Annotated in this window: 20 protein-coding genes and 3 pseudogenes; 10 read left to right on the plus strand and 13 right to left on the minus strand. The window is 58.7% G+C overall.

Annotated features, from left to right (window positions below; genetic code table 11):
- The 4 genes and pseudogenes from GOB87_RS13985 to GOB87_RS14000 all read left to right on the plus strand — a co-directional run.
- A partial coding sequence (locus tag GOB87_RS13985; RefSeq protein ID WP_166318096.1) for a transposase occupies window positions 1-133 on the plus strand: 133 nt, incomplete at its 5' end.
- A gap of 146 nt (window positions 134-279) precedes the next feature.
- Window positions 280-1,242 carry a glycosyltransferase family 2 protein gene (locus GOB87_RS13990; protein ID WP_166318099.1) on the plus strand — a complete coding sequence of 321 codons (963 nt, stop codon included), beginning with the start codon at window positions 280-282 and terminating at the stop codon, window positions 1,240-1,242.
- A complete protein-coding gene (locus GOB87_RS13995; protein WP_166318102.1) occupies window positions 1,239-2,348 on the plus strand; it encodes a hypothetical protein in 1,110 nt (369 codons plus the stop codon). Before GOB87_RS13990 ends, GOB87_RS13995 begins: the two co-directional genes overlap by 4 nt.
- 234 nt (window positions 2,349-2,582) lie before the next feature.
- Window positions 2,583-3,833, plus strand: a pseudogene (locus GOB87_RS14000) (IS1380 family transposase); the annotation flags it as partial.
- Between the two features lie 83 nt (window positions 3,834-3,916).
- Here the strand turns inward: GOB87_RS14000 and GOB87_RS14005 are convergent.
- The 3 genes from GOB87_RS14005 to GOB87_RS14015 all read right to left on the minus strand — a co-directional run bounded on the left by GOB87_RS14005 (window position 3,917) and on the right by GOB87_RS14015 (window position 5,365).
- Window positions 3,917-4,300 carry a hypothetical protein gene (locus tag GOB87_RS14005; protein WP_166318105.1) on the minus strand — a complete coding sequence of 128 codons (384 nt, stop codon included), beginning with the start codon at window positions 4,298-4,300 and terminating at the stop codon, window positions 3,917-3,919.
- 74 nt (window positions 4,301-4,374) lie between these two features.
- A complete protein-coding gene (locus GOB87_RS16640) occupies window positions 4,375-5,121 on the minus strand; it encodes a helix-turn-helix domain-containing protein (RefSeq protein ID WP_198911727.1) in 747 nt (248 codons plus the stop codon).
- Window positions 5,111-5,365 carry a hypothetical protein gene (locus GOB87_RS14015; protein ID WP_166318108.1) on the minus strand — a complete coding sequence of 85 codons (255 nt, stop codon included), beginning with the start codon at window positions 5,363-5,365 and terminating at the stop codon, window positions 5,111-5,113. The genes GOB87_RS16640 and GOB87_RS14015 overlap by 11 nt, the downstream gene beginning before the upstream one ends.
- Window positions 5,366-5,778: 413 nt before the next feature.
- Here GOB87_RS14015 and GOB87_RS16870 point away from each other — a divergent pair.
- Window positions 5,779-6,039: pseudogene (locus tag GOB87_RS16870) on the plus strand (HU family DNA-binding protein); the annotation flags it as partial.
- Between the two features lie 345 nt (window positions 6,040-6,384).
- Complete coding sequence (locus GOB87_RS14025; RefSeq protein ID WP_166318114.1) at window positions 6,385-6,990, plus strand: nuclease-related domain-containing protein; 606 nt, start codon at window positions 6,385-6,387, stop codon at window positions 6,988-6,990.
- On the opposite strand, the gene GOB87_RS14030 is transcribed toward GOB87_RS14025, so the two are convergent.
- Both GOB87_RS14030 and GOB87_RS14035 read right to left on the minus strand, forming a co-directional pair.
- Window positions 6,982-7,347, minus strand: coding sequence for a hypothetical protein (locus GOB87_RS14030; RefSeq protein WP_166318117.1), 366 nt, complete (start codon window positions 7,345-7,347; stop codon window positions 6,982-6,984). The two genes, GOB87_RS14025 and GOB87_RS14030, sit on opposite strands and share 9 nt — an antisense overlap.
- Window positions 7,344-7,715 (minus strand): ABC transporter substrate-binding protein, encoded by a 372-nt coding sequence (locus GOB87_RS14035; RefSeq protein ID WP_166318120.1) that lies wholly within the window; start codon window positions 7,713-7,715, stop codon window positions 7,344-7,346. Before GOB87_RS14035 ends, GOB87_RS14030 begins: the two co-directional genes overlap by 4 nt.
- A 231-nt stretch (window positions 7,716-7,946) precedes the next feature.
- Here GOB87_RS14035 and GOB87_RS14040 point away from each other — a divergent pair, with 231 nt between their 5' ends.
- Entirely contained in the window at window positions 7,947-8,222 is a 276-nt protein-coding gene (locus GOB87_RS14040; protein ID WP_166318123.1) for an HU family DNA-binding protein, read from the plus strand.
- Between the two features lie 51 nt (window positions 8,223-8,273).
- Here GOB87_RS14040 and GOB87_RS14045 read toward each other — a convergent pair whose 3' ends face one another.
- The 7 genes from GOB87_RS14045 to GOB87_RS14075 form a co-directional block, all read right to left on the minus strand.
- Window positions 8,274-8,585, minus strand: a complete 312-nt coding sequence (locus tag GOB87_RS14045; RefSeq protein ID WP_166318126.1) for a hypothetical protein — start codon at window positions 8,583-8,585, stop codon at window positions 8,274-8,276.
- A gap of 312 nt (window positions 8,586-8,897) precedes the next feature.
- On the minus strand, window positions 8,898-9,095 hold the full coding sequence (locus tag GOB87_RS14050) for a hypothetical protein (protein ID WP_166318129.1): 198 nt from the start codon (window positions 9,093-9,095) through the stop codon (window positions 8,898-8,900).
- 214 nt (window positions 9,096-9,309) lie between these two features.
- Window positions 9,310-10,404: a DNA polymerase IV gene (gene dinB / locus GOB87_RS14055; RefSeq protein ID WP_166318132.1), complete on the minus strand. Its 1,095-nt coding sequence runs from the start codon at window positions 10,402-10,404 to the stop codon at window positions 9,310-9,312.
- 568 nt (window positions 10,405-10,972) lie between these two features.
- The gene (locus GOB87_RS14060) at window positions 10,973-11,854 is read right to left on the minus strand and encodes a DNA/RNA non-specific endonuclease (RefSeq protein WP_166318135.1); all 882 of its coding nucleotides are present in this window, start codon (window positions 11,852-11,854) and stop codon (window positions 10,973-10,975) included.
- A gap of 343 nt (window positions 11,855-12,197) precedes the next feature.
- Window positions 12,198-14,123, minus strand: a complete 1,926-nt coding sequence (locus tag GOB87_RS14065) for an ATP-dependent helicase (protein ID WP_264806283.1) — start codon at window positions 14,121-14,123, stop codon at window positions 12,198-12,200.
- On the minus strand, window positions 14,120-14,797 hold the full coding sequence (locus tag GOB87_RS14070; RefSeq protein ID WP_166318138.1) for a hypothetical protein: 678 nt from the start codon (window positions 14,795-14,797) through the stop codon (window positions 14,120-14,122). The genes GOB87_RS14065 and GOB87_RS14070 overlap by 4 nt, the downstream gene beginning before the upstream one ends.
- A complete protein-coding gene (locus tag GOB87_RS14075; protein WP_166318141.1) occupies window positions 14,794-15,792 on the minus strand; it encodes a DUF3991 and TOPRIM domain-containing protein in 999 nt (332 codons plus the stop codon). The genes GOB87_RS14070 and GOB87_RS14075 overlap by 4 nt, the downstream gene beginning before the upstream one ends.
- A 613-nt stretch (window positions 15,793-16,405) precedes the next feature.
- On the opposite strand from GOB87_RS14075, the pseudogene GOB87_RS14080 reads away from it, so the two are divergent.
- Window positions 16,406-16,951, plus strand: a pseudogene (locus GOB87_RS14080) (FAD-dependent oxidoreductase); the annotation flags it as partial.
- A gap of 173 nt (window positions 16,952-17,124) precedes the next feature.
- Window positions 17,125-17,835 (plus strand): HAD family hydrolase, encoded by a 711-nt coding sequence (locus GOB87_RS14085; protein ID WP_166318144.1) that lies wholly within the window; start codon window positions 17,125-17,127, stop codon window positions 17,833-17,835.
- 9 nt (window positions 17,836-17,844) lie between these two features.
- Here the strand turns inward: GOB87_RS14085 and GOB87_RS14090 are convergent, their stop codons facing one another.
- The gene (locus tag GOB87_RS14090; RefSeq protein WP_166318147.1) at window positions 17,845-19,323 is read right to left on the minus strand and encodes a mannitol dehydrogenase family protein; all 1,479 of its coding nucleotides are present in this window, start codon (window positions 19,321-19,323) and stop codon (window positions 17,845-17,847) included.
- 476 nt (window positions 19,324-19,799) lie between these two features.
- Between GOB87_RS14090 and GOB87_RS14095 the strand changes: the two genes are divergently transcribed.
- Entirely contained in the window at window positions 19,800-20,159 is a 360-nt protein-coding gene (locus GOB87_RS14095) for a TetR/AcrR family transcriptional regulator (protein ID WP_373320719.1), read from the plus strand.
- Window positions 20,160-20,239: the final 80 nt, after the last annotated feature.

The raw sequence follows: 20,239 nt of genomic DNA on the forward strand, positions 1-20,239 counted from the left end.
TCGGCATCTCGTTGAGAACCTCTGGGCTCGCCTCAAGGAGTGGCGCGCTGTCGCAACCAGATATGAAAAAACAGCAACGTCGTTCCTCGCGGTCATCCACATCGCTGCCGCCGCAGACTGGATCAAGTGCTAACAGGACCTAAGCCGTATCTGTAAAATATAAGAGACAAGCGTCTCCCGGTCAATGCTTTCGTCGGGAGGATCGCAGGGCACAAACCCTCCATCAAATTTTGACACAACCTATAGACATTTCGGCGCACTGCGTTACACGCGCGCATCATGAACGATAGAAACGCCCCTCCGCTCCTTGCGGTGGTCATGCCTTGTTACAATGAGGAAGCTATTCTTCCTCACACGCTTGGCGTGACAACGTCCTTTCTTCGAAAGGGCATCGAAGATGGCGTCATAGATGAAACCAGCTATGTGCTGTGCATAGACGATGGCAGTCACGACCGCACATGGGAGATTATACGCCAATCATCTACCGCAACCCCGCACATTCGCGGTATTAAGCTCTCTAGAAACTGCGGTCATCAGAACGCTCTTCTGGCCGGACTTAAAGAGGCATTCGACGCACAAGCGGTCGTCAGCATTGATGCTGACCTTCAGGACGACATCAAAGTAATCCGGACGATGTTATCCGCATGGCGAGAAGGCAATGATGTGGTTTGCGGCGCGAGGAATAATCGTGCGAGCGATACAGCATTCAAACGAGGGACAGCAGGTCTGTTCTATCGTCTGATGCATACAATGGGAGTCGATATCATTCCCAACCATGCGGATTTCCGGCTACTAGATCGACGCGCGCTTGATGCGCTTTTAAGATACAGCGAGCGCAACTTGTTTCTGCGCGGGATGGTGCCGCTAATCGGGTTTCCATCAACGACTGTTCATTACGCACGACAATCTCGAATGGCAGGTGAATCCAAATACCCACTCCGGCGAATGATTGCATTGGCCATTGAAGGCATTACTTCTTTTAGCGTCACTCCCTTACGATTTATCGCTTTCACTGGTGTAATTATTTCTGTTTTTTCTGCTATTGCAATACTTTATACAATTTGTGACAGATTGAACGGTCATGTTGTGCGTGGGTGGGCATCTATTACCATTGCTATTTTTTTTATGGGCGGCGTTCAGATGCTTTCTCTTGGAGTCATCGGGGAATACATCGGCAAGATCTATCTTGAGACAAAACGCCGTCCACGTTTCCATATTGAAGAGACGACCAACGCCCAATGAGTATTACCGTAGGATCCGATAAAGCGCGTTCACGCTTAATATTCGCACTATCTATCGTTGCGCTTTGTTCCTTGAATTTGGTGTTAACCGCCATTCTTTCTCATGGATGGAGCAACGTAGCGGACAAAGTCTGCCAATGGGATTGCCTTTGGTACCTAGACATTGCCAAGAATGGTTACTCTCTCGAGCCGCGGTTAGAAGATACTCTACGGGCTGGACAAGCAAACTGGGCGTTTTTCCCGCTCTACCCCGCGCTGGTCGCGTTAGTCGGATACATCTTCCATGCGAGCTTGGTATGGTCTGGGCTAGCGGTCAATCTATGCCTTTGGCCCATTCTGATTTGGTTGTGCGGTTGTGACTTAACCGAACGCGGCCTGAAAATTAAACCTTTTCTCCTCCCGCTTGCTTTTGTCTTGTACCCCTTAAATGTGTGGTACACAGCCCAATACTCTGAGGCTCTTTACGGCGTCATCCTAATGGCGTCGATCGCAGCATTGCGTGCCCGGTGGATCGTAGCCTCGTCAGTGAGTTGCCTGTTACTCGCGCTCACTCGTCCGACAGGGTTTATTATGACCGTCTGCCTCGGCGCGTGGTGGATGTTCTCTCAGGAGCGTGACGGCTTAGTGCGCGATCGCGTGCGCGAAAGCGCCCTCGTTATCGCATCAGGCGGCTTTGGCCTCTCACTTTATGTACTGTATCTCTTTCATCACATAGGTGATGGCTTCGCTTTTGCGCATGTCGAAATCGCATGGCACAAGCATTTCCGTCTATTTTTCATATCAATAATTCATGGATTTACGCACAAGCGACATATCTTGGATAGTATATTTGCTGTAGCTGCATTTCCTTTGATCACAATCATGGCGTTCTTACCTAAGTGGCGTCTGAATGCACTACTTCTTGCCGCTACTGCATTTTTGGCCTCATCTACGGGCATAAATTCCATAGGGAGGTATTCCTTTGCCAATCCTCTATTTATGGAATTCATTTGTTATCAGATAATCAAATTAAACCCCATTTTGCGAACCATTGCGCTCATCACTATCGCGGTTTTGCATCTAGTAACAATGCATTTCTGGATGGATGGAGCCAAAGAACTTACATGATCCAATGAGATGTTTTCTACAGATCTATACATGGGAGAGACGAAACCACTTTCTATATGGCTGTAAGAAGCTATCCGGAAGCGTATAGTCTGTACAAGACTTTATATAACTATCCCATCTTATTCACGGGGGCGGTCGAGACTGGGCGGCGGGTATCGCCTAAATTTTTGATTGGGTTTACGAATTGGGTGTCAAAGCCATCCGTTTCTCCGATGACGCCGAGCCACACCCGCCATGTCCGACGATACGAGCCAGCCGTTCCTGTTTCCAGCCATCCGACACAAGAAAATCACGGCTGATTTTGATGGTGGCCGGATCACCTCGGATGGTGGTGTCCTGTTGCTGGCTGCCGCCGAGCGACGGATCAGCATGGCCGATCGCCTCGCCCGGCTCATAGCCGATCCACGCAATCCGCGACGGGTGACACACGGCGTGGCCGATATTCTGCGCGCCCGTATGCTGGCCATTGCCTGCGGCTACGAGGACGCCGACGACCTCGATCATCTGCGGTGCGATCCGGGTTTCAAGTTCGCCTGCGGACGACTGCCCGATACGGGTCGGGATCTGTGCTTGCAACCCACGATCTCGCGTTGGGAGAACGCCCCGACTTTGTGCAAGGTCATTCGCCTGACCTATGCCCTGGTCGATACATGGTGCGACAGCTACGCCCGGCCACCCGCCGCGGTGACGCTGGACATCGACGATACGGTCGATGTGGTGCACGGTCATCAGCAACTCGCCCTGTTCAACGTGCATCATGACGAGCGGTGCTTTATGCCGATCCATGTTTACGATGCCGCCACGTCGAGGCCGGTTGCCATTATCATCCGCCCGGGCAAGACCCCGTCCGGACAGGAAATTCGCGGTCACCTGCGTCGTCTGATCCGCCGTATCCGCAGCCACTGGCCCAACACCCGGCTGACCATTCGTGGGGATGGTCATTACGGACGTCCCGAAGTCATGGCCTGGTGCGAGGCGCATGACGTCGATTACATCTTCGGCCTGCCGGGCAACAGCGTGCTGCACCGGCTTCTCGAACCCTCGGCCGATGACATCCGCGTCCGGCGTGCCGAGACGCGGGCTCAATCCCTGCGCGGCTATGCCGAAATCCGTTATGGCGCGAAATCCTGGAAGCAACAGCGGCACGTGGCCGCCCGGATCGAAGCCACGACGCTGGGGCTCGACATACGCTGCGTGGTCACCAGCCTGCGAGGCGGCAACGCCGAATGGCTCTGCGGTGCCCTCTACTGTGCCCGTGGACAGGCCGAAAACCTGATCAAGCGTCACAAGGGCCAACTGGCATCCGACCGCACAAGCTGTCGATCGCCACTGGCCAACCAGGTCCGCCTGGTGCTGCACACTGCCGCATACTGGCTGATGCTCACCCTGCGGGACGCCATCCCAGCCCCACAGCCGCTCGCCTCGGCCGAGTTCACCACGTTACGAAATCGTCTTCTGAAAATCGCCGGGCGTATCCTGGAAACCGCTTGCGGATTCATTAGTAACAATCGTCATAACTGGATCTTCCTTAAGCTGAACCGGTGCCACTCCGACGCCTAAGCTTAATCTCAGCCGATCACTTGCGGTCGAAGAGAGCGTTCTTTCTGCAGCTCAAGCAGGATCATATCGAGACCATTACGAAATACTTCCGCCACGACGTCCTCTTCTGCGACCGTGGCACACCAGTGCACGATGCTCTCGCCGCCAAGCAGGAGCGTCGCGAGTTCAAGTTCCCACGCCAACGCGCCTGCACGGCCTCGGACGGGTGAAACAAACAGTGCGGTCCCTTCGACCGGATTCACATCGGCGTTCCATGTACTCCACAGGATATCCGCGCTCAGAGGATCGGCTAGATCGTGTCGATCCACGCGCACGATCTTCTCGCTGAAGGCCTCGACAAGCACCTCACTCGGGGCATGCAGTTTGTCCGGCACGGAAAAGATCATGCTCACGTCACATCTCCGGTTCACACGGCCAGGACCATCCGCAGCGCTCAAGGCCACGCGGTCCGGAGAGTTCAAACGTGTCATGCGCCGCTGTCCAACTGACCAGTCTTGATCTGGAAGAGCTCCCATGTCGCCGCCTGCATCTTGCGATCGCCACTCTCCCACTTCTGCCACGCATTGAGGGTGGCATGGACCAGCTGCGCCGCCTCGGCCTGCGTAAGTCCGGCCTCCTCACGGGCGGCCCGCACTGTTTCAGGCTCAGGCGGACCGCCATATCCCTTTTCACCAACGCCGTTGTTTGCATCGGGTCGCCCGGCACCAAGCGCGATCTCAAGATACCAGAACCTGTCAGCTGGGCTCAGATCGTCGCCCGCCTGCATAACGTGTATGAGATCGGCGGCCTTGAGGTGGCGAACTCCTGCACTACGCATCCGCGCCAATGTCGCTGTCAGCTCAGGCTCGGGATCCTCGGGGTGATAATTACGAACAGCCCTGAAAGCGACCATCGCTCGCCTCGGCCCGGCTTCGCCTGGGGCGGCCTCAGCGATCCGCGCCAGCATGGTCCGCAAACCCACCTGCCCTAGATCGCCGGCGGCACACGAAAAGCGCAGCGCATGAAGACATATTGCCCGGTCCTCATCCGAGAGTGCGGCCCAGCGCGGCATCTTCATCAGAATCTCGGTCTCACTCGCCGCATTCCGCGCAACCTTGCGTCGAAGCGGCGCTCCCAGGGAAAAGAACGCCGCCTCGAAGCCGGCCTCCTCCATCAGGGCTTCCGCGCGCCAGAAATCGGAAACCGGCGTGATCTCTTGTGCTTCATCGACCATTATACACCTCGGCCCATCCATACACGTCCATTGCGCCATCCGAGGTGTTCCGTCCGATGCTCACGCGCAAAATCGGCCTCTCGTCGTCGGCTTCCACCACCCGGGTTGGCGTCGGTGCAATTCGCCAGGTCGTTGCCCCGTTGACCGTCGCCAACCGTCGCGCGAAAGCGTGAATATCTTCCCACCTCGGCTTACGGGTTTCCTTGAGACCGGGCGACGTAGCGTAAAATCGTGGCTGAAACATCGTTATCCTCCCGTCTGATTTCTCCTGTATATATACATCGTCTGTAATCTGTTGGGTACCGGAAATGGCCTATGTCGCGAAAAAAAAGCGCGACGAATGGGCAATGACACGTTTTCCCAATGCCACACGCGGTTTCGCTGGTGTTCCCGACAGGGAAAACCCACATCATCTTCGGCTGGAAAAAGAAAATCGCTCTGGCTGGGCAGGTGGAGATGTGGAGCGAAGGGTGCGGCGGTGGTCAGGTTTACCTGTCCACGGACACAACCTGTTCCGCAGGGCGATCCCCATATCCACGTGCATTTCTCGACACGCGGACCACTCATCGCTCCGAAAATAGTGACGTCTTCATAACTTTTATGCCATGAGCACGCCCCGCGCGCCCTAACGTGTAGCGGACAGAACAGGAAGACAATATGAGCAAGGCGTTCATTGCGGCAGTGCTGCAGGATTCCATGGACAGCACTGGGGTTGCCGCCAACAAGGCAGCCGAGGATCTGATCGAAGCGATCATCACCCAGATCGAAGAGACCGGCAGCTTTACCCTGCCAAGTTTCGGCACATTCACCCTGCGCGAGACCTCTGCGCGCAAGGCGCTGAACCCGCGCACCCAGGAAGAGGTCTGGGTCGAGGCCGGACGCACGGTGCGCTTCAAGGCGTCCCCTGTACTCAAGGAACGCATGACACCCGCCAAGCCGAAAGCAAAAGCCACCAGGGGGCCTGCGAAGAAGAAGGCTGAACCTGTAAAGGTCGCCGCCAGCGCAGCGAAAAAGACCAGCGCTCCGGCGAAGACGCGGGCCACGCGCCCCACGAAGGCGGCTGAGGCTCCGCAGGACGCGCCCGTCAAAGCGCGTCGCGGACGCCCGAAGAAACAGGGCTGACCGTCTCCTTTTCGAACGCTTTTTTTTGCTGTGTCTGAAACAGGCACAGTCGCACGCGGGCATGACAGACTCTCCCTTGCCACCCCGGAAAGGAGACCTCATGCCCGCCCCCTGCCCTCTGCTTTCAATCGTGTCTCTCTGATGGTGCGGATCCAGCGCCGTCCAAAGGGCGCGCCAAGCCGCCGCGTGCGAACCGATAGCGCCCATGCCGCGTGGCAGGCGCTGCGCGCCCACATCAAGGGCGCGAAAGGCGAGAGCATCGTCGGCGAGACCCTTGCGTCGTGCGGTCTCCCGACCCTGCATGACGTGCATCTTCCCAGTGTGACCGGGGCAGGCTTTACCCAGATCGACCATCTGGTCCTGCTCCCCGATGCCGTCATGGTGATCGAGACCAAGCATTACGCCGGACGGCTTTCCGGTCATCCGGCAGATCGCCGGTGGCGCCAGCGCGTGGGGACCGAGAAAGACGGACGCCTTGTTCTCAGCCCGCTTCACCAGAACATGGGCCACTGTGCCGCCGTGCGCGCCGTGGTGGCGCCGGTTGCTCTGGATTTTCAGGTGGTGTCGCGTGTCGTGCTGACCGGATCGGCCGAGACCGATCCGATGCTCGCAGAGTATGTGCTCAATCCGGAGACACTGGCCAGCGAGATCAGGGGTGCAAGCTGCCGCGCGCCCCATGCGTCGCGAGTCCGCATCTGGGATCAGATCATCGCGGCGCAGCGAACGCGCCCCATGGCATCAGTCTGAGATGTCTTCTCCGCGCAGGAAAGCGATATGCTCATCGAGCGTCTCCTGCTCCAGTTCCGCGGGCGCGTCATCGCCCTCACCGAACTCGTCGTCGAGCGTCTCGTCACCGCCCGGCTCGCCTGTGATGATGTCGAACACGCGGTCGTCGTCTTCGGAGATATAGCCGATTTTCACGGCAAAACCGTTTTTGAGGTAGATCCAGTCGGCAGCTTCTTCGGACTCAAACTCGTCATCGTCATCCTGCGCGGCCGTCCGGCTGGACTGCACGCCCGCGAACTGCCCCGGAAGGCCCTTCCTGATGGCGTCGATGAACTGCTGGGTCGGTTTGCGGAATGGTCCTTTGGTGTCCAGGCTCATGAGTTCAACGCCCTGCAGTCAGAAGCCGCGTGATGACTCAGGCCCAGGCGCACATTTCCGTTGCTGTCGCCGATCAGCTCGCAGCGGTACCAGTGCGAATGCTCGCCGTCATGTCCTTCCTTGACCAGATAGAGGATCTGACCGTCATCACCGGTCGCCGACGTGATGGCGTAGCCCTCGTCGAGAAGCGCCGTCAGGCTTTTGTCCGACGTCGCCTCGAAGTTCGTCGCGATGCGGGTCTTTGAGACCACCTCGGCCCGTCCGGAGCCGACACCGCCCCCCATGGGACGCTCGACCGGTGCCGCCAGGGCCACACTACTCGATGCGGCCGCTACTACGGCAAGCAGGGCTGGGAAACTCTTCTTCATTCTCTGTCCTCTCGGAGCGGCCCGCGTCCCCATGACCAGGCGCACGAACAGTCGTAACGGTCAGGCGTGCGACTGAGATGCGCCTGTCGTCAGTCGCACCGATCGTCACGATCATGCCATGGCGCCATGCTTGTGTGGTGGTGGCGCGTTAATCCGTTTCCGCCATAGTGGCGGCTTCGGCAAGCCGTCCTGTCGATGGGATCGGCATCTTTTTGAACTGGAGAGACCCTCATGAACACATCCGAACTGATCGCGGCAATCGCCGAACGTGCCGATCTGAGCAAGGCCGACGCCAGAAAGGCGCTGGACGCGACCTTCGAGGTCATCACCGGTGCAGTGAAGAAGGGCGATGCGGTTGCGGTGAAGGATTTCGGCAAGTTCGATCTGCGTGAGCGCGCCGCGCGCAAGGGACGCAACCCGCAGACAGGTGAGACGATCGACATCGCCGCCTCACGCAGCCTCGGCTTCACAGCCGCCAAGGCCCTCAAGGACGCGCTCGCGTCCTGAAGGGCGGACGAAAGAGAGACCCAAGGGTCTCTCCCCACGTGTCAGATTTCGTCAATTGATGCGGTAACACTCGGACTCAGCGATCTTGCGCTCGGCAAGACCACCCGGCGTTTCGATGCCGCAGAGGATGTAGTGGCCATCCTTGACGATGGTCGCCGTCGGGCCGCCCATACCAAACCCTGCAGAAACAAGCTTTGCACCGCTATTTATGAGATCAGTCAGAGACTGATTGACCGGCTCCCACGTCGTTTCCACGCGCAGAGGCTTACCCGAGGGAGCGCCACGATCTTCGTCCGCACGAGCAGCATATCCACAGGACAGCGCGAGCAGACCGGCGACCAGGACCGCAGATGTTCTTTTCATCGAAATATCCCTTCTGTTTTTCAGAACAGAAAGAACAATCCCTGATTCACCTGTCCTGACAAGAGGCTGCGACGTCTGAGCTGTTGCAGTCCTCGCAGGCAATTCCTCTTTTTGTCGCGGTCATGTTGGGTCTCTCGATCCACCGGGACTCCCATCCGCATCGAGCGCAGACAAAGAGCGCGACCATGGTCATCCCGGGTGAATAGACGCACCCGTGGTCGCCGACATCAACTGCATGAGCCAGAAGCCGAGGCGCGGCACGCGGACGCCGCCACCCGAACAGATCTCCCTGCCGCGGTCCTCGCGACCGCTTCATGGAAAGACATCCATCGCCGATTGTGTCGGTGCCACGACCACGTATATCAGACCAAGCACCATGAAGCCTGCGAGAGCGGCGGTCAGCCATGTGCGTCGTTTCGACGTGACGAAGCCACAGATAAAAAACCAGATCGCACCGGCGATCAGAACGCCATGCTGAAACGCCATCAGATCAGAGCCCGCTTCGATCATTGTGCCCCCTCGGATCCGACATGGAGGGAACAGGAGCGGCATGAAGATGTGGCTACGGCTCCAGCAAAACGGCTGGCAGTGAAATCGAACATGAGCGACGCACATGACATGGAATGCCTCCTCTGAAATGAAATACGTTGAGATGTCCGAAGTCATCCCAACGCCGAGGAATACGCCGTTCGTCTGCGACTGAACCGGGTTTGCGACGGTTCTATTATTTTTCGAAAAGCCCCAGTTGTCCCTCGTGGGCCACATCGTTTTCAACGAGGGCCGACAGGGTCAGACCGACAAGACGCACGGGTCTCGCCAGCGGAAACAGCGTCTGCAATGCCAGACGACCGAGCGTCGCCAGCTCGCGCTCATCCGTTACCGGATCACTTATCGAGCGGGCGCGGGTCACCTGCTGGAAATTGGCGTATTTCACCTTCACGGTCACGGTGCAGCCGGACAATTGCCGTTTTGTGCAGGACGCCCAGAGCTTGGCGGCAATCGTTTCCAGTGCAGCCTGCAGGTCTTCCTGCGACGCGACGTCACGCTCGAAGGTGGTTTCGGTGCCTATCGACTTGCGCTGTCTGTCCGGGTTGACCGGTCGGTTGTCGATGCCACGCGAGATCCCGTAATAAAACTCGGCAGCACTTCCGAAATGTCCCCGCAGGGCGTCCACTGGCCACTTTCGCAGATCCGCGCCTGTGTGAATGCCCAGGGCGTGCATCTTCCTCGCCGTTGCCGGGCCAATGCCATGAAACGTCTCAACCGCAAGTGTCGCCACGAACACTGGTCCCTGCTTGGGGGTGATGACGAACAGCCCGTCAGGCTTATTCTGATCGGACGCCAGTTTCGCCAGAAACCGGTTGTACGACACGCCGGCAGAAGCCGTCAGGCCCGTCTCTTTTCGGATGTCCGCGCGGATCGCCTCGGCGATCGCGGTGGCCGAACCGAAGCTTTCGAGATGATCGGTCACATCGAGCGACGCCTCATCCAGCGCCAGCGGCTGGATCAGGGGCGTGTAACGGGTAAATACCGCGTGGATCTGCGCCGAGACCGCACGATAGACCTCAAAGCGGGGACGCACGAAGATCAGATCCGGACACTGACGCCGGGCCACGATGGAGGGCATGGCCGAACGAACACCAAAAGGCCGCGCCTCGTAACTGGCAGCCGCCACGACACCACGCGCTTCTTCCCGTCCCACGGCCAGCGGGCGACCGCGCAAAGCCGGGTCGTCACGCTGCTCGATGGAGGCGTAGAAAGCGTCCATGTCGATGTGCAGAATGCGGCGTAGGCCGTCATGCGGGCGAGGTGGCGACATACTGCGATCCTGCCCGCACAACCGGAACGAAACAAGATCATCGACTGAACCTGTTTTGCTATGCTGTTCCAATCGCACGCATCGTATCCCGCACTATCGGCAGATTTGCGGTCAGTGTGACTTGAACAAGTTCTCGACCCTTGAACTCCCGAACCGGTCCAAGATGGTGGTGACGACTTTTTCCCGCTGCATAATGCTTGCATTCACCTAGCCGACGCAGTGTTGCGTCATCATGGGCCGCTAAAAACCACATCCGTGGAATTACATTATTTGTTTGAAGAACGACGGGCTGCCCGTTCGGCAACCGAAAACGGTGAACTTTCGAGGTTCCCGACTTACCGCTAGACACGGGATAGTCGGATGCACCCACGCTTCTCAGGGTCTCGAGAACCGCCCCCGTCAGATGATTTTCCATGAACACGTCGCTTTTCTGTTATTGAAAGACGACACCCAATAGGAACGAATTTTTCCTCTGTGCAACAGTTATTTATTGGCAACTTCGACTTTTTTTATTGGCAAGCCATGATCGTCAGTGCGCCAGCGCCGATTGCATCGCTCTCTCTTGAACTCATCCATCCCGCATCGCCTTCATCAGCGAGCGCAGCGCCTTCTGGACCTTGGGCGCGGCCCATTCCCGCAACAGCCCGCGCGCGCTGGCATCGTGCTCAATCGCATAGGGACTGTCCCCGATCGGCGGCATCGCCATCACGCGGCTCTTTTCCGTCGCCGGCACACCCGGAAACGGGTCGATCCGCACCAGTTCGGTAAGCAGGGCAACCGAGATGACACGGCACTGCGGCGTGGTGGTGTTGAGACACACATAGACCCCGGTGCCATTGCTCACCGGATCGTAGATCGCCTTCCATGTCAGCGCCGGAACCGGGATGTGGTCCGGCCCGATGGTCTGATCATCGTCAGGATCGTAGCCCGGCCCCGTGACGACATAGAGTTCACCGTCGCGATCCGCGAGACCGCGCACCGCACTCTCCACCCCGGCCCAGGCACCCCGGTTAAGTTCAGCCGTCTGCGGCACAATGTTGGAGAGCGCAAAGGTCTCGGCCTGCCATGACAGGCCCGCTTCGTCACCGGATGGCACCATGTGACCACGATCGTACCCAGATGATTTATAGTCATAAAGTTCGGCCCGCATGGTCAGCGGTAGACGTCCATCGGGATAGAAACTGCTCCGCCTCGGGGTGCTCCCCGCGACCTCAAGATTTTCCTCGGACAGATACTCCGCCGCCCATAGCGGTCCCCGGGTGCGCTCGGATTCCAGCACCGCGTAACCATGGCTGCACAGCATCACCGTGCCGCTGCGCAGCGTCTCGTCCACAACCGCGGGCGGCTGACCACCCGGGAACTGCGGAGCGCAGGAGATCACCTCGGCATGGGCGACCGAAGACAGCGAAAAGCTGAGCACAAGCCCTGCGAGAACTGACGCGCGCCTCATGCCGACGGCCTCTTCGACGTGGACCCATCCTTGCGTTCGCCCCTCTCCCGATGTTCGGAACAGAACCACTGCATCCCGCCCCGGGGATGGTCGAACCCGAAAGGCGCGCCCTTGCCACAGATCTCGCAGTCATGCGCCCAACCCGAGCGTGACCGATGGACAGGCTTGCGTGGGGGCGCCGTATCGAAAGGAAGGGAAGAACCATTCTCGCTCATCTCAGAACCCCAGTGCATCCATCTGTGCCCGCGCACGCTGCCAGGACGGGCTGAGAGTCTGCCCGACCGCCTCCCCCTGCTGCGCTTTACGCAACCAGCCCGCGTGACGGTGCTCGAGCGGGATTTCGTCAACAAAACCACAGCGCTCCGAGCGCATACCATGCCGGAACCCTGCCCAGGTGATGGTGGCGCGATACATCGCCCGCGTCAGCGCCACATAGGCCAGACGGCGCTCTTCCTCGTAATTGCGCTCTCCTGTGCCCGGGAAACACCGCCTCCTCCCAGCCGGGCAGAAACACATGCCCGAACTCAAGCCCCTTGGCGCGGTGCATGGTCATCAGCTGCACCCTGTCCCCACCTGTTTCTTTCGGTCCCGAGGTCGCAAGCGCCGCGTGCTCCAGAAGATCCTGTGTACGGACAAACCCTTCACTGAGTGTGACCAGCTCATTGAGATTGCCCAGTGCGTCCTCGGCCTCGTCGGTGCCCAGATCGCGCAGCATGCTTTTGTAGCCTGTCTTGTCCACGAGAAGCTCGATGCGCTCACACAGGCGTAGCTCGGGGTCCATGCCGATCAGGCGCACGACCCGGCAGAACTCCGTCAGCGCTGCCTTCACCTTTGCCGGAAGCGCAGTATGTTCCACGGCATCGAACAGACTCAGACCTCGGGCGAGGGCTTCCTTCTCGATTTCCCCCATTCCTCTGGCGCCGAGGCCGCGTTTGGGCAGGTTGGCCACACGACGGAACGCCTCGTCGGACTGGCGGAACTCAGGGCAGCCGGAGAGAACCAGAAGGGCCAGCGCGTCCTTGACCACGGCCCGATGATAGAAGCCCACGTCACCGATGATCTCATAGGGTATGCGGGCATGTAGCAAGGCCTCTTCCAGTGCCCGAGAGAGTCTGTTCTGGCGGTAAATGATCGCCATATCGCGCCAGGCCACACCATCGGCCGCCCGGCATCCCATCTCGGCGGCGATCCCGTGCGCTTCCGCCTCACCGGATCCGTAGTCCACCACCTCGATCAGCTCGCCGGCATCGCGCTTCGTATAGAGCGTCTTGGGGATGCGCCCCTCGTCAAAGGCGATCACCGCATTGGCGGCGGCAAGAATACGGCCGGTGGAGCGGAAGTTCTCTTCCAGTTTGACCAGTGTCGCGCCGGGAAACGTCTTCTGGAAATTGCGAATGAAAGAAATCTTCGCGCCACGCCAGGAATAAATGCTCTGCGAGTCATCACCTACACAGAAGAGTTCGCCGGAATACTCCGACATCAGTGTCAGCCAGAGCATCTGACCGTGATTGACGTCCTGAAATTCATCGGCGAGCACGGCCGTAAACCGCTCGGACCAGCGCCGACGGTAGATCCTGTCGTTGAGAAGCGCCAGCGTCGGCCACATCAGGAGATCGCCGAAGTCAGCCGCATTCTGCTCGCGCAGGGTCGCCTGATACAGACCGTAGAGCCTGACGGCGAAGTTCCAGCCTTCTTCGTCCGCCCATTTATGCGCCGCCCGGCGCCGCGCCAGCAGGGCTGCGACCCATGACCACGCCTCCTCGGGACGCACGAGTTCGTCCTTCATGTGCCCGATCCGCTCGGCCATCTTTTTGACCTGTCGGGCGTCACAGCGTTTACCGTCCTCGGGCACCGGCACTTCATGTTCCGGCAGCCCTTTCATGATCCGGCGGATGATGGCCAGACTGTCGTCTGCGTCACGGATATCGAAGCCCGACCGCAGATGGGCCACCTCGGGCTCGGCGCGCAGCTGACGGGCACCCAGACCGTGGAACGTGCCCAGCCAGGTCGGCGCCTGCCCCTCGCCCAGCACGCCAGCGATCCGCTGACGCATCTCGGCGGCCGCCTTGTTGGTGAAGGTCACGCACAGGATCCGCGCCGGCAGCATGCCGCGCGCACGGATACGGGTGGCGACACCTGCGGTCAGGGTCTTGGTCTTGCCCGTTCCAGCACCAGCAAGGACCAGAACCCGTCCCTCGGCGAGTGCGGCTTCGCGCTGGGAGAGTGTGAGAGGCTCAAGGATCGCGGTCAGTCCCGCCTGCGCGCTCACCGGATCCGCTCCGCGTTGAGGATACGCTCACAGGCCGGGTCCACCCGCACGACATGCTCGTTCTCCACCAGCACGATCATCGGGCGAAACGTCGAGAACCCGACCAGTTCGTCGATCCATGTGCCATCGAGCACGAGAGCCGCCGCCTGGTAATCGTCCTCACCAATCCACACAAGCTGGGTCGGCACGTGCCGCTCTTCTTCGACCGCCCCGCCCTGCGCGTGAACCCGCTGGACATGGGTGGCCCAGACACGGCGCGCCTCGGGGTTATCACGAAACATCGTGGCCAACCGTGCGGCGACGAACAGGTTCTGGACCGTGTTCTCGCGGCACGGCACCGCGCCTGCCGACGGAAAGACCTGACGCATCACCTCGGGTCGATGCTCGATACGCAGTTCCCGCGCCCGACTGCCATCGACGGTCGCAATCACGCGGTCCTCGGTGAAGATCCGAAACAGCCCGTCCCGGTCCCAGTGAGCGCCGTCGCGGGTGCCCCCGATGATGAGACCCTGCACGTCGGTCAGGCCGTCCGTGCAGATGAGGTAGTGACGCGGATGTCCGGCGAAACCCGCCTCGCTCCACAGGGAGCGGGCCAGTTTATGCTGGAACCACGCTTCGAGGGTCGCGGCCTCCCAGGGGAGCACGCGGGCCAGGGGATCGGGTGTGAGGGTCATGCTGCGTTTTCCTTATGGTTGGCACGTTTGTCCTGAAGGACACGATTCCAGTCGTTGAGGTTGGCATCGGGGGAGAGGCGCATGGCCAGCAGTCCCAGTTCCTCGCCCATCGTGATGTAGTTTTCGGCGTAACGATCACCCTGCGCGTCCGCGTCCACAGCGGCGATCACGCGTCCCTGCGCCTGCGGGAGTGCGGCCATCAGCGCCCTGAGTTCCTCCCAGGCGTCCGGTCCGAGGCCGCCTGCGGTGGACACGTAGAGCGTGCCCTGCCGGAAGACGGCATGATCGAGCGCGGCAAACGACAAGGCGTCGATCGCGCTCTCGCAGATGACCAGACGACGCAGAGGGCGCGTCCCTTCGTCTGCCCGGAAACGGAACAGCCGCTTGCCGCCGCCACCCGAGGAGAAACCCCGGTATTCCGGGCCGCGCATCTCCATCCCGGTCAGCGCTCCGTTGTTGTCGTGATGGGCAAACCACGCGGTGCCTTTCATGCCCTCGCGCAGGACGCCCTGCCGGGCCACGTGCGCCAGGAGAGCTTCGGGCAGGGCACGGGTAAGCGTGAGGTAAGTCCAAACGGCCGATCCGCGCACAAGCACCGGGTGACGGTTCCACATCACCGAGGGATCCCGGCGCGGGCGCTCCTCGCCGGGCGCGTGCTCGTAGGTCGCCCCGGTTGGAGCGACGCCGAGCAGTCCGCGCAGTTCCTGCCGCGCGTGACCGAGCGACATCCCCGGGTTGAGGAAGCGCACCAGGTCGATGACCGAACCCTTCGCACCCTTGTCGGTCGCGTTATGGTGCGGCGACCACCAGCCGCGACCGCCATGGTTGACGACAATACTTTCGCCTTTACCACGACGATACTTCTGGTTGTTCTTACTGCTTTCCGTCTTATCGAGCCTGTAACCGGCCTTCTCAAGAACGACCTCGCAGCGGATTTCTTCACGAAACCGCACGAGTTCCTCGTGGGCCTGCTCATCGGTCTGACGCTGGATCATCGGAGATCTCCGCTGCTGATATATCCTGAATACAAGAAAAGGTTAGTACAGAACGCGCACCACTCCAAGTAACTAAAGGCCAAAATAAACGACTTTATTTTCAGGAAAAGACACCGCACTGTATTGACGGAACGACCACAGAATATTGTTTTTCTTGTTCGTCCTGCGGGGGTTCGGGGGCAGCGCAGCCCCCGATGTTGCCGCTGAAAGGGGTCGGGGTCTGACGTTTTTCTCGTCCCGTCCTGCCAACGCCACGACGTCCGCGAGCCCGAGGTGTCAAGACCGGTGGAATGCAGGCAAGCGAGGTGGGGATGCGGGCAGCGCGGGGCGTAGCCCTGCGATGAACGCAGCCACGCCTTGTCGCCGCGTGCGTTCCTGAGCCCAAAGGGTTGTCTTGAGACCTCGGGCTCGTGGATGTCATCCTGGACGCATGACGGCGAGGTCAGACTCCGGCCCCGTGCCACCCCCGCCTGCGGAAGTGGTTGAAGCGGCAACCGGACAGAACACACCATGACAGACCTCTCCCACAGGAAACGAGGTCACATCATGCGGGCGTGCCGTGCGACTGAACGTGCAATCGCACCTATGAGCGCGATTTTTTCCGGTCGTCCTAAAGATTGTCGTGGATCGCACGCATATCGTGACCGATGATCTCTGCCGCACTGGTGAGCCGGGTGTGTTCGCTATCGGTGATGTGGCTGGCGCTCCGTGGCTGGCGCACAAGGCAAGCCACGAGGCTGTCATGTGTGTTGAAGCGATTGCCGGCAAGCATGTGCATCCGATCGACGTGACCAAGATTCCGGGCTGCACCTACTGCCGTCCGCAAGTGGCGTCAGTCGGCTACACGGAAGCCAAGGCGAAGGCGGCAGGCTATCAGGTCCGCGTTGGTCGTTTCCCGTTCATCGGCAATGGCAAGGCGATTGCCATGGGCGAGCCGGAAGGTCTGGTGAAGGTCGTGTTCGACGCCAAGACCGGCGAGTTGCTGGGCGCGCACATGATCGGTGCGGAAGTGACGGAGATGATTCAGGGTTATGTCATCGCCCGCAGTGGTGAACTGACGGAAGCGGAGTTGAAGGAAACCATCTTCCCGCATCCGACAATCTCTGAGTCGATGCATGAAGCTGTGCTGGCGGCTTATGATGGGGCGCTGCATTTTTAATTAAGGCGGCCTTCTGAGTTCTGACGCCTCTTCCGGGTAGCACGCCTGGAAGAGGCGTTTTTTTTATGATTTCCAATGACGTGATGTGGGTGAATATCTTTTAATTTTCTGGATTTTTCATTTGCGGTCTTACTGCTGTACATTCGCTGCAAGAAAAATATACAGGAAGAAAAATGACAGAGCAGATTATTCCAGCCCAGCTTCGCAATGTATCATCCGCCCCTGTTCGTGGGGTGGTGTTCGATATGGACGGGTTGCTGCTCGACAGTGAGACGCTGGCGATGGATGCGCTGGTCGATGCTGGTAAAGACCTTGGCTACGACATTCCGATGAGTTTCTGCCGCTCCATGATTGGCGTGCCTGCGGATGGATGCCGCAGGCTGGTGCATGAAGCCTACGGTGTGGCCTTTCCCATGGAGGAGTTTTTTGCCCGTCAGGAAGTGGTGCTCCGCGAGTATGTCGATAATGGCCGACTGGTTCTGAAAACCGGCGTGCTTCCCTTGCTGGATCTTCTGGACGAGTTCCGTATCCCACGGGCGATTGCCACGTCTTCAAGCCGTTATCGCACGGATCACCATCTGGAACTTGTTGGTCTCGACAAGCGTTTTGATGCGACGGTCACGCGGGACGATGTCAGCGCAGGCAAACCCAATCCAGAGCCTTATCTGAAAGCTGCTGAAAAAATCGGTATCGAGCCGAAATACTGCCTCGCGCTTGAGGACTCTCATTCCGGTGCGCGGGCAGCTCATGCGGCGGGCATACGGGTTATTGTGGTGCCGGATCTTCTTCAACCCGCCGATGACATCCACGAAAAGGCGCTGGCGATCGTGGATGATCTGACTGTCGTAAGGGCCTATTTGCAGACTGTGCTGAAAACAGCCTGAGATTTACTTTCAGGATGCCAGTTCACGGAGGACGGAGGGCACATCCTCCTCCGTCAGTCGGCGCAGCAGGCCAGCAATTTCCGCCACGATACGATCATGATCTGGCAGCGGCGGGCCGAAGACTTCCTCCATGGCGAGGAAGGCCTCCGCCTGCGCCCTGTGATCATCACGAGCTTCGGCGCAGATGCGTTGTAAAACCTTCGCTTTCGGGTCAGTCAGGCACAGTTCCAGCGCCTCCTGATCGTTCAGCGCGAACCAGCGTATCCAGCTGGCGATAAGCAGCGATGCGCCGGAAACGGAGCGACCTGCAACAAGATTGTCCCGCATGGCGCGCATCACCCGGTCTGCCATCTTGGCCGAACCGTTGCGTCCCACGCGCTCTGCATCATGAACGATACCGGGATTCTGAAAGCGGGCCATCAGAGCCTGCGTGTAATCGTCCAGTTCCTCGGCGGAGAGGGTAATGCCTGCTGTCTGTTCGTCCCGTATGAAACGGGCGGTGATGCGTCCGAGGGAGGGATCGCTGGCGGCTTCCGCGATCGTGTTCAACCCGGCAAGTGCGCCCGTATAGGCGAGCAGCATATGGCTACCGTTCAGCATCTGGAGCTTGGCGGCTTCAAAGACAGCGACGTCTCGGACGAATTTTGTGCCGGGGTGCGCCTCCCAGTAGGGGCGGAGACCATCGAACGGCCCGATGATCCACTGAAACCACGGTTCAGCAGAAACGGGTGCGGCATCGACAATTCCGCCGAGAGCCTTCTTTGCATCGGCGACGTCATCAATGTGGCTTGATGGTGCAATCCGGTCGACCATCGTGTCGGGGAACTGAACCGTTTCTCCGATCCATGCCGCCAGCCGATCATCGCCACGCAGAGAGGCGTAATCCATGACAGCCTGCCTGAGCGTTGCACCGTTGTGGCTGACATTGTCACAGCACAGGATCACGGGGGGAACAGTGCCACGTTGTCTCACCAGAGCGAGACCGTTCGCCAGAATACCTATGGCTGTGCGGGGATGTCGTGCTGAAAGATCCTGCCGGATGGCCTGCGCCTCCGGGTCGAGCCGTCCATCGGCGGTCAGGTAATAGCCGCTGGCCGTCACGGTCAGGGAGATGATGCGTATGCGAGGATCGGCGACACGTTCCGCCAGATCGATGGCCTCATCACCCGAAAATACCATCTCATGAATGGAGCCGATGACGGACGCGACGGTCCTGTCTTCGATGCGGGTCAGCAGGGTGTAGAGATTGTCCTGTGGCCGAAGCTGGTTCACGAGGTCGGGGCGTCGCATGGTGGCGCTGACGATGCCCCATTTGAGGCCGTCCGGGCCTTCCCGGTTGATGGCCGCCTGCGTGGCGACGGCCTGATGGGCGCGATGAAAATTGCCGCAACCGAGATGAAGGATGCCGGGAGTAAGTTGGGATAGGTCGAATTCAGGGCGATAGACATTATCGGGGAGATGGGGGAGAGCTTTCCGGTTGAGATGCAATGAATCGCTCCTCTTATTGTTTTTAAAATATAGTTTTGAATTTATAATATTTATAATTCCAATGATAGTGAATTATTATTAACATATAATTGTGTTATATGTTTATTTTTATAGTTAGATTGTTTTATCTTCCTGTAATTTATTTATTTTCAATGAATAATATGAGAATTTTTATTGGGCAGTGAAAGGTGGTGGGCTTTAAAAATTAAATGATATTCATTTTGAATTTGAGGCACTGAAAAGCGGTGTGACATTGCCTGGCCGTTGCGCGGTTTTGGCACGGGGGACGGAATGTCTGGTTTCGGGATGCTCTAAAGGGTATCGGCCATCCTCGGGCCCATTTGGCGATTCATTCCTGTTTATCATAACGAAAAGTGGTTTTGCAGGCTCGAAGCAGGTCGTCAGTCTCTATGAAAATCTTGCGAGACGAGAACGTCTCGTATATTTCCTGTGCCGACGTGCATCAGGAAAAGTTCATGCCGGACAGAGACGAAAGAAAGAAGATTTCAGGTCGGCCTGATGGTCGGATATCCGAGGAGCTGGATATTCTTATCTTGAAGACAGCCAGCAGATTGTTTGGAGAACAGGGGTACGCAGCCACATCTGTTGAGCAGATTGCGGCGGTGGCCCAGGTGGGCAAGCAGACCATCTATCGGCGGCACCCTTCCAAGGAAAGTCTGTTCAAGACGGTCATTTCGGAATTGGGGAAAAGTTTTCTCGTGGCGGCGACGCCATCGGACACCATGGTTTCCAGCGATCCGCTGCTGACATTGCGCAAGACGATGCGGATGCTTCTTGATCTGGTCCTAGAGGGTGTTATGTACTTTCTGGCGTGAGTGTTGCAGAACAGATGGATGAATACTGCACGCAAACCATATCCGTCTGATATCAGCGACGAAGAATGGTCTCTGATTGT

The organism is Acetobacter estunensis, assembly GCF_011516945.1.
Classification (GTDB): Bacteria; Pseudomonadota; Alphaproteobacteria; order Acetobacterales; family Acetobacteraceae; genus Acetobacter; species Acetobacter estunensis.

Excerpts from the sequence above, each read along its gene's own strand:
- GOB87_RS13990 (WP_166318099.1), top strand. The coding sequence starts at position 280 with ATGAACGATAGAAACGCCCCTCCGCTCCTTGCGGTGGTCATGCCTTGT.
- GOB87_RS14050 (WP_166318129.1), bottom strand. The coding sequence starts at position 9,095 with ATGATCGAAGCGGGCTCTGATCTGATGGCGTTTCAGCATGGCGTTCTG.
- GOB87_RS14030 (WP_166318117.1), bottom strand. The coding sequence starts at position 7,347 with ATGAGCCTGGACACCAAAGGACCATTCCGCAAACCGACCCAGCAGTTC.
- dinB (WP_166318132.1), bottom strand. The coding sequence starts at position 10,404 with ATGTCGCCACCTCGCCCGCATGACGGCCTACGCCGCATTCTGCACATC.
- GOB87_RS14095 (WP_373320719.1), top strand. The coding sequence starts at position 19,800 with ATGCCGGACAGAGACGAAAGAAAGAAGATTTCAGGTCGGCCTGATGGT.
- GOB87_RS13995 (WP_166318102.1), top strand. The coding sequence starts at position 1,239 with ATGAGTATTACCGTAGGATCCGATAAAGCGCGTTCACGCTTAATATTC.
- GOB87_RS14025 (WP_166318114.1), top strand. The coding sequence starts at position 6,385 with ATGGTGCGGATCCAGCGCCGTCCAAAGGGCGCGCCAAGCCGCCGCGTG.
- GOB87_RS14045 (WP_166318126.1), bottom strand. The coding sequence starts at position 8,585 with ATGAAAAGAACATCTGCGGTCCTGGTCGCCGGTCTGCTCGCGCTGTCC.
- GOB87_RS14070 (WP_166318138.1), bottom strand. The coding sequence starts at position 14,797 with ATGACCCTCACACCCGATCCCCTGGCCCGCGTGCTCCCCTGGGAGGCC.
- GOB87_RS14075 (WP_166318141.1), bottom strand. The coding sequence starts at position 15,792 with ATGATCCAGCGTCAGACCGATGAGCAGGCCCACGAGGAACTCGTGCGG.
- GOB87_RS16640 (WP_198911727.1), bottom strand. The coding sequence starts at position 5,121 with ATGGTCGATGAAGCACAAGAGATCACGCCGGTTTCCGATTTCTGGCGC.
- GOB87_RS14060 (WP_166318135.1), bottom strand. The coding sequence starts at position 11,854 with ATGAGGCGCGCGTCAGTTCTCGCAGGGCTTGTGCTCAGCTTTTCGCTG.
- GOB87_RS14015 (WP_166318108.1), bottom strand. The coding sequence starts at position 5,365 with ATGTTTCAGCCACGATTTTACGCTACGTCGCCCGGTCTCAAGGAAACC.
- GOB87_RS14085 (WP_166318144.1), top strand. The coding sequence starts at position 17,125 with ATGACAGAGCAGATTATTCCAGCCCAGCTTCGCAATGTATCATCCGCC.
- GOB87_RS14040 (WP_166318123.1), top strand. The coding sequence starts at position 7,947 with ATGAACACATCCGAACTGATCGCGGCAATCGCCGAACGTGCCGATCTG.
- GOB87_RS14035 (WP_166318120.1), bottom strand. The coding sequence starts at position 7,715 with ATGAAGAAGAGTTTCCCAGCCCTGCTTGCCGTAGTAGCGGCCGCATCG.